The organism is Geminicoccus flavidas (assembly GCF_009806515.1).
In the GTDB taxonomy this organism is placed as follows: Bacteria; Pseudomonadota; Alphaproteobacteria; order Geminicoccales; family Geminicoccaceae; genus Geminicoccus; species Geminicoccus flavidus.
The window spans coordinates 1-7,046 of the sequence record NZ_WUJP01000746.1 but is presented as its reverse complement, the minus strand read 5'-3'; the positions used below and the strand labels follow the sequence as shown (position 1 = coordinate 7,046).

The 7,046-nt window shown below is 65.4% G+C and carries 5 protein-coding genes and 1 pseudogene; 2 read left to right on the top strand and 4 right to left on the bottom strand.

Features of this window, described 5'->3' with window-relative positions; genetic code table 11:
- The coding region (locus EQG76_RS21375; RefSeq protein ID WP_159716352.1) for a DUF1194 domain-containing protein at positions 1–226 on the bottom strand (226 nt) is incomplete at its 3' end.
- Between the two features lie 696 nt (positions 227–922).
- On the opposite strand from EQG76_RS21375, the gene EQG76_RS21370 reads away from it, so the two are divergent.
- A complete protein-coding gene (locus tag EQG76_RS21370) occupies positions 923–2,458 on the top strand; it encodes a hypothetical protein (protein ID WP_159716351.1) in 1,536 nt (511 codons plus the stop codon).
- 119 nt (positions 2,459–2,577) lie between these two features.
- Positions 2,578–3,807: pseudogene (hemA, locus tag EQG76_RS21365) on the top strand (5-aminolevulinate synthase); the annotation flags it as partial.
- 30 nt (positions 3,808–3,837) lie between these two features.
- Here hemA and EQG76_RS21360 read toward each other — a convergent pair.
- The 3 genes from EQG76_RS21360 to EQG76_RS21350 form a co-directional block, all read right to left on the bottom strand.
- Complete coding sequence (locus EQG76_RS21360) at positions 3,838–4,587, bottom strand: FadR/GntR family transcriptional regulator (RefSeq protein WP_159716350.1); 750 nt, start codon at positions 4,585–4,587, stop codon at positions 3,838–3,840.
- A gap of 10 nt (positions 4,588–4,597) precedes the next feature.
- The gene (locus EQG76_RS21355) at positions 4,598–5,356 is read right to left on the bottom strand and encodes an SDR family NAD(P)-dependent oxidoreductase (protein ID WP_159716349.1); all 759 of its coding nucleotides are present in this window, start codon (positions 5,354–5,356) and stop codon (positions 4,598–4,600) included.
- Positions 5,357–5,494: 138 nt separating this feature from the next.
- Positions 5,495–6,703, bottom strand: a complete 1,209-nt coding sequence (locus EQG76_RS21350; RefSeq protein ID WP_159716348.1) for an OpgC family protein — start codon at positions 6,701–6,703, stop codon at positions 5,495–5,497.
- Between the last annotated feature and the right edge of the window lie 343 nt (positions 6,704–7,046).

The window sequence follows — 7,046 nt, the reverse complement described above, 5'->3', positions numbered from 1 at the left end:
TGAGCGCCACCCGGCCGTGCGCCCCGGCAGTCATGGCGGACACCAGCTCCGGATCGGTCAGGGCGGCCGCATAGCCCTCGCGCTGCAAACGCATCTCGCCATCGTCGATCGAGCCCGAGCCGTCCGCCGCCAGCACCAGTTCCAGGTCGACCGGCTCGGCCGCGGCGGGTGAAGCCAGTGTCATTACCAGACCGACAAGGAGCCATGCTGACAGACGTTTGGCCATGCTCACCCTCCCTGAGTTGCATGCACTGATCTGGATTATTCCGACTGCTGGGCAAGCCGCCGGAGCGTCCGTGACGGCGGTGATCGCAGCCACCGCTCACACAGATAGTAGATGCATATACTGACACGCGATTGTGGCGTGCTCCAGCCGGTTGCACAACCGCTGACGCTGATCCGTGCAGCACACGCAAGACGTCAGCTCTGATTTACTACGTGTAGTATAGATTTTCTCGGCCCATTCCATGATTATGATAGTCATTGCGTAGGATATGACCCTCATGCCAACACTCACCCTATCTACCTGTAAGAAAGATTGATGTTGCTATGGTTGCAAGGTGTGCTAATCATTGGAGTAGTTCTACACTGTAATGCGACAGCTCGCGTAGCGACTGACGATAAAGAGAACTCGCGACCTCGTTCGACTGATTTTTTCTAGTCAGTCTGTGGATCAACCTGACCATCTGTCAGCATTTTTCAGAATAGTACTTTATCCCTATCCATGGGGAGGACTGGTGTCGTGCGGAAATCGATCATACGTCCTGGTGTTCGACATAATCTGGGCCGTCTGCTGCTGGCAGCCGTCAGCCTGTGCTGCCTGTCCCTGGCCAGCCAAGCACAGGAGGTCCCGAACTCGGCCATTCCAAATCGCGCACCAAAGTATTTTCCTCCGACCTATCGTGCGGCACTGGGTGCCCCGTTGCCGGCGATCATCGGCAACGAGACGCTGCCGACCACGGTGCCAGCCAAGGGCACCGACTCCAACTCGGCGGGCACGCTCGGCTTCATCAGCCGCACCGGTGCCGCGAGAACGGTGGGTGCTGGTGAGCATCCGTTCTTCAAGTCGCTGGGCAGCAACGGCCGGAGCTGCGGCACGTGTCACCAGCCGTCACAGGCGATGAGCGTCAGCGTCTCGCACATTCGTGCGCGGTTCAACCGGTTCGGCGTGAGGGACCCCATCTTCGCGCCGGTGGATGGTGCCAACTGCCCGACCCTGGTTCCGGCTTCCGAAACCAGGGCATCGCGGTTCTATGGCGGCCGTCGCGGACGCGGCAGCGATTCGCGCAAGGCCCGCTCGCTGCTCCTGAACGACGGGCTGTTCCGGATCTTCATGCCACCCGCCGCAACCCGTGACTTCAAGATCGAGGTGGTCAAGGACCCGTATGGCTGCAACACACCCGGCAATCCGCATGCCAGCACCTCAGACGGCAATGACGGCGCCAACGGATCCGGCGGGACGATCCCGATCTACTCGATGTACCGTCGTCCGTTGATAGGCATGGCGCTCGACTTCAAGACCGAGTTCCTGTCTTTCGGGCCGCCCGGCGGCCTGAGCGGCAACATCATGTGGGACGGGCGCGAGCCGACCCTGTTCTCCCAGGCGCTGAGCGCCACGCTCGGCCATGCGCAGCGTGACAACCGACCCACCTCCGAGGGAGGCCAGGGAACCCTCACCGTCGACTCCGACGAAATCAAGAATATCGTCGAGTATGAAGTCGGCTTCTTTGCCGCGCAGATTCGCGACAAGAAGGCCGGAGCGCTCGACAAGGGCGGTGCAACGGGCGGCCCGCAGCACCTGAAGACCAGCGTGGAGGAAGAAGGAGTCATCTTCCTCGACCTCAGCCAGAATCCGCCAGTCGCCAAGCTGCCATTCGACGAGTTCGACGGCTGGGCATCTTCAAAGTCCAAGCACCAGCAGTCGATTGCGCGGGGACAGGCGCTGTTCAACGGTACTGCCCCCAATGACCGGGGCAAGTTCACCCTGGGAGAGGTGGCGGGCTTCAATGACGCTTTCCCGGGCGCACCAACGGATCCAGTGCCGGGCTCCACTTGCGCCACCTGCCATAATGGCGTTGCCGGCGGCTCGGACATCATCCAGGCGAGCCAGCGCAATATCGGCACGGCCGGGGACTTCGCCAGCCGGCTGGGCAGCCCGCTGCGGAGCGACCTGCCGGTCTTCAAGATCACCTGCACGGGCGACAAGCCGCCCTTCTTCCCGGAGAACAAGACCGTGCTGGTCAACGACCCAGGCATGGGCCTGGTCACCGGCAAGTGCGGGGACATCGGCAAGTTCTCGGTGCCGACCCTGCGCGGCCTCGCCTCCCACGCGCCGTACTTCCACGACGGCTCCGCCAACACGATCGCCGACGTGGTCAACTTCTACAACAAGCGGTTCAGCATGGGCCTGACCAAGCAGGAGAAGGCCGACCTGACCAACTTCCTGGCAGCCCTCTGAGCTTCCCGGACCGGCCAGGCGACTGACAAGGGGGTCCCGGTCGGGCCGAAAGCCGGCCGGGGCCCTGCTGCCTTCGCAAGGCAGGTACCGTTCAGGCACCTTGCTTCCCGAGGACGATCATGGATTACGACGCATGGTTCCGTGCGGCCGTCCAGCGCGTGCGCGCCGAGGGCCGCTACCGGGTGTTCGCCAACCTGGCCCGGGAGGTCGGTGCCTATCCCCGTGCCCGGATGCGGACCGCCGCAGGGTCGCGCGAGGTGGTGATCTGGTGCTCCAACGACTATCTAGGCATGGGCCATCACCCGGCCGTGCTGAACGCGGGTTGTGCCGCCCTGCGTGCCCATGGCGCCGGTGCCGGCGGCACCCGCAACATCTCGGGCACCACCCATCTCCATGTCCGGCTAGAGCGCGCTCTGGCCGAACTGCACGGCAAGCCAGCCGCCCTGCTGATGACCTCCGGCTATGTCGCCAACGAGGCTGCGATCAGCACCATCGCCCGGCTCCTGCCGGACTGCCTGATTCTCTCCGATGCCGACAATCATGCCTCGATGATCGCCGGCATCCGGTCATCGGGCTGCGAGAAGCAGATCTTCCGGCACAACGATCCTGCCCATCTGGAGCGGCTGCTGGCGGCACAGCCGACTGGCCGCGCCAAGCTCGTCGTCTTCGAGGGCGTCTATTCCATGGACGGCGATTTCGGGAGGGTTGGGGAGATCTGCGCCATCGCCAGGCGGTACGGCGCGCTTACCTACCTGGATGAAGTCCACGCAGTGGGCATGTACGGCTTCCAAGGCGGTGGTGTCGCGGAGCGTGACGGGCTGGCGGACCAGGTCGACGTGATCCAGGGCACGCTCGGCAAGGCACTGGGCGCAGCCGGCGGCTATGTCGCGGGGCCTGCGGCCATGATCGACGCGCTCCGCAGCCACGCGCCGGGCTTCATCTTCACTACCTCCTTGCCGCCGGCGACCGTGGCGGCAGGTCTGGCAGCCGTGGAGATCCTGCGCGGCCCGGATGGCCAAACGCTGCGGACTCGTCATCAGGAACGGGCCGCCACCCTTAAGTCGCGGCTGCAGGAAGCCGGCCTGCCGGTCATGGCGTCGCCGTCGCACATCGTGCCGCTGCTGGTCGGCGACCCGCTCCGGTGCCGGCTCCTGTCCGACCTCCTGCTAGAGCGCCATGGCATCTATGTGCAGGCGATCAACTATCCCACCGTGCCCCGCGGCACCGAGCGGCTCCGGTTGACCCCGAGCCCGCTGCACGATGACCAGCTGATGGATCAGCTGATGGCGGCACTGACGGACGTCTGGAGGCAGCTCGACCTGCCCGGGCAACAAAGGGGCAGGTCGGCCGGCACGGGCTCATCGCTGCCGGCTTGGCCTTCAGGCGGCGAGCTTGCCCATTGCCTCGATCGATCGGTCGAGGGCCGCCTGGGAGTCGTTGATGATGCTCAGCATCGCCTGTCCGGCCCCTACCGCATCGCGGGCGGCGATGCGGTCATAGACCCTGGCATGCAAGGCGAAGCCCTGCTCGGCCGGGATCAGCGAGCGGCTCTGCAGGCCGAAGCTCACGGCCAGCACGGCGTCGACGATCGAGCCTAGCCGGTCGATGAAGGGATTGCCGGTGGCGGCGAAGAGGGCACGGTGGAACGCCCGGTCGGCTGCATAGTAGCTGTCGACATCGGTGCTGCGCATGTCCTGCAGTGCTGCAGCCAAAGCGGCCAGCTGCGCCTTGTCGTGGCGCGCGGCAGCCATCCGCGCCGCGCCCGGCTCGATCAGCCGGCGCAGCTCGATCATCAGCCGGGTGATCTCCGGATCCGGATCGCCTGCCACGAGCCAGGCGAGCACGTCCGGATCGAGCAGGTTCCAGTCCGACTTCGGCCGGACCAGCGTGCCACGCTTCTGGCGGGTCTCCACCAGACCCTTGGCCGCGAGCACCTTGATTGCCTCACGGATCGTGGTGCGCGAAGTCTCCAGGTCGGCCATCAACTCGGCCTCCTTGGGCAGCATCTCGCCCTCGGCCAGCTCGCCTCCCACGATGCGGTTGCCAATGTGCTCGACAACGCGGCCATGGACCCCGCGTGCGCCATAAGTACGGGACTGGTCGATCAGATTCGCAGGGTCGGGTTCCATGAGTCCTTCGTCAGTGCATCCACCATCCGCCGTCCACCGAGAGGTTGTGACCGGTCACGAACCGGGCCCGATCGGAGATCAGGAACATCAGCGCGTGCGCGATGTCGTCCGCGCTGCCGCGGTACTTCAGCGCCTGGTGGTCGATCAGAAACTTCACATAGCTATCGATCTGGTCCGCCCACACCTCCTGTTCCAGAGGTGTCGGGATGGCACCCGGGCTGATGCAGTTCACCCGGATGCCGAACTTGCCGAGTTCGCGTGCCATGGAACGGGTCAGACCCAGGAGGGTGCCCTTGGAGCCGACATAGGCGGTGAAGTCCTCCCAGCCGCCATTGAGCGTCACCGTCGTGATGTTCACGATCTGCCCGAAGCCCTTGCGCTTCATCGACGGTACGGTCGCCTGGGCGATCGCCACGCAGGCAGTGGCGTTGATGTCCTGCACCCGCCGCCATTCGGCGAGATCATAGGCGTCGATCGCCTTGAGCGGGTTGATCGCAGCGTTGTTCACCACGATGTCGATCCCGCCATACTGCCGGTCCAAGGCCGCGGCGCGCTCCTTGGTCGCCTGCGGATCGGCGAGGTCGCAGGCGACCCAGACCAGCTCACCGGCACCCTCGGGTAGGGCGGAGCGCAGCTCGTCCACCGCCGCCTCGCCCTTCACGTCGAGCATCAGCACGCGCGCGCCGGCTTCAGCCAGCATGCGCGCCTGGGCGACGCCCAGGCCACCGGTGGCACCGGTCACAAGGGCGGTGCGGCCTGCATGTTCCATGCCTGTGGATCCTCTGCGGGCGATGCGGGGATGCCCACAGGGTAGGCCGGCCAGACGGCGGCAATCAAGATGGGAGTCCTATGCACGCCACGGCGGGAGCCGGCCGGGCCCGCACAGTCCGGCATCGCGGCGGGCGGGTCAGTCCGCCGGAGCCGAGCGCTGCAGCCCCATCGGCTGGCGCAGCAGGGCCCGCAGGTCGGCCTCGCGCAGCCAGGCGGGGATCGCCAGCGAGGCGATCGCCAGGAGTGCCAGGGCCGTGCGCACCACTTCCGGGAACGGGCCGAAGCTGCGGTCGACCGCCAGCATCAGGTAGACCACGAACACGTGGAACACATAGACCTGCAGCGAGTGGCGCCCGATCAGCCGCAGGAAGGGCAGTGAGAACAGCCGGGCGAGCAACTCGGCGATCCGGCGCAGCCAAGCTTCCGCGGCGCGCGGGCCGGCGATCAGGGTCCATGCCAGCAGGTAGCCGGTCGCCAGGAAGTTCAGCAGATAGACGAGGCTGAACTCGCCGCGATTAGTGATCGCCACGAACCGGTCCCAGGTCAGGGACGGGATCTGCTCGAACGTCCAGCCCAGCCGGAACAGCATGAAGAACAGGAAGAACGCGAGCGCGGCGGCCAGGATCACCCGCCGCTCCGGATGAAACACCTGCTGCCAATCGATCATGCGTGCGCTGGTGAGCGCACCCAGGACCAGCCCGCTCATGAACACGACCTGCCAGGCGAACACGTTGAAATGGTTGCGCATCGCCAGGCCCTCATCCATCCGGCCGAGCAGCCCGTCCACCGCTGCCGCCATCGGCAGGTGGAAGCCGAGCTGCACCGCCATCCAAGACAGAGCGGACATGACCGCCACCACCGCCCAGCGGCCCCGGAGCACCAGGTAGACCAAGGGCGGCGCCACCAGGAGATAGACGATGTATTGCGGCAGGATGTCCATGTAGGTCGGCTGATGGAGCAGGCTCACCGCCGCCAGAGTGGAAGCCCAGCCGGGCAGGGCCAGCTCACCCATCCAGTTCTTCCAGATCGGCTGGAGCTCCGGCACGAGCCGGACGGCGAGCAGCAGCGCGAACAGGCATAACAGCGCGTAGAAATAAAGCTCGGCCGCACGGTGCCAGACCCGGGCAGCGCCACCCAGGAATCCCTCGCGGCTCATGCGCCTGGCATAGATCATCCCGATCAGCAGCCCGGACAGGAACACGAAGCCCTGGGCATCCTCGACGAAGCCCAGCTCCGCATGATTGACGTGCACCAGCGTCAGGCCGCCGGTGAAGTACAGGTGGTTCAACATCATGAAGGTGAGGAAGTAGCCCCTCAGACCGTCCAGAAGTTCGAGACGCCGCATTGCCACCCGCCTTGGTCCGCCACCGCTCGGCAACCAGACCATCCGAAGAGGCGGGCGAAAGCACCCTCGGCCGCCCGGAAACGCCCAATCCTCGGATGCTCGGAAAACGCCAAGCCCGCTGTAAGAAGCGGATATGGTGCCGGAAGTTCCACACACAAAGGCTTGAGATGCCCGCCCTTAACGAAGGGTAGGGAAGCGGTCATCGTCATCCGGGCTGCGGTACCATCGCCACAATCGGCCCGATCCATGCAGACCGCTCGCGCCACGGTCGAAATAGCGCTCGCAACTCAGGCGTGTCCCGCTTACCGATCATACCGACCTGCCGTGTGAGGCCATGTCCGGC

Bases quoted from the DNA above. Each gene is read 5' to 3' on its own strand.
- EQG76_RS21355 (WP_159716349.1), bottom strand. From the start codon at position 5,356: ATGGAACATGCAGGCCGCACCGCCCTTGTGACCGGTGCCACCGGTGGC.
- EQG76_RS21350 (WP_159716348.1), bottom strand. From the start codon at position 6,703: ATGCGGCGTCTCGAACTTCTGGACGGTCTGAGGGGCTACTTCCTCACC.
- EQG76_RS21360 (WP_159716350.1), bottom strand. From the start codon at position 4,587: ATGGAACCCGACCCTGCGAATCTGATCGACCAGTCCCGTACTTATGGC.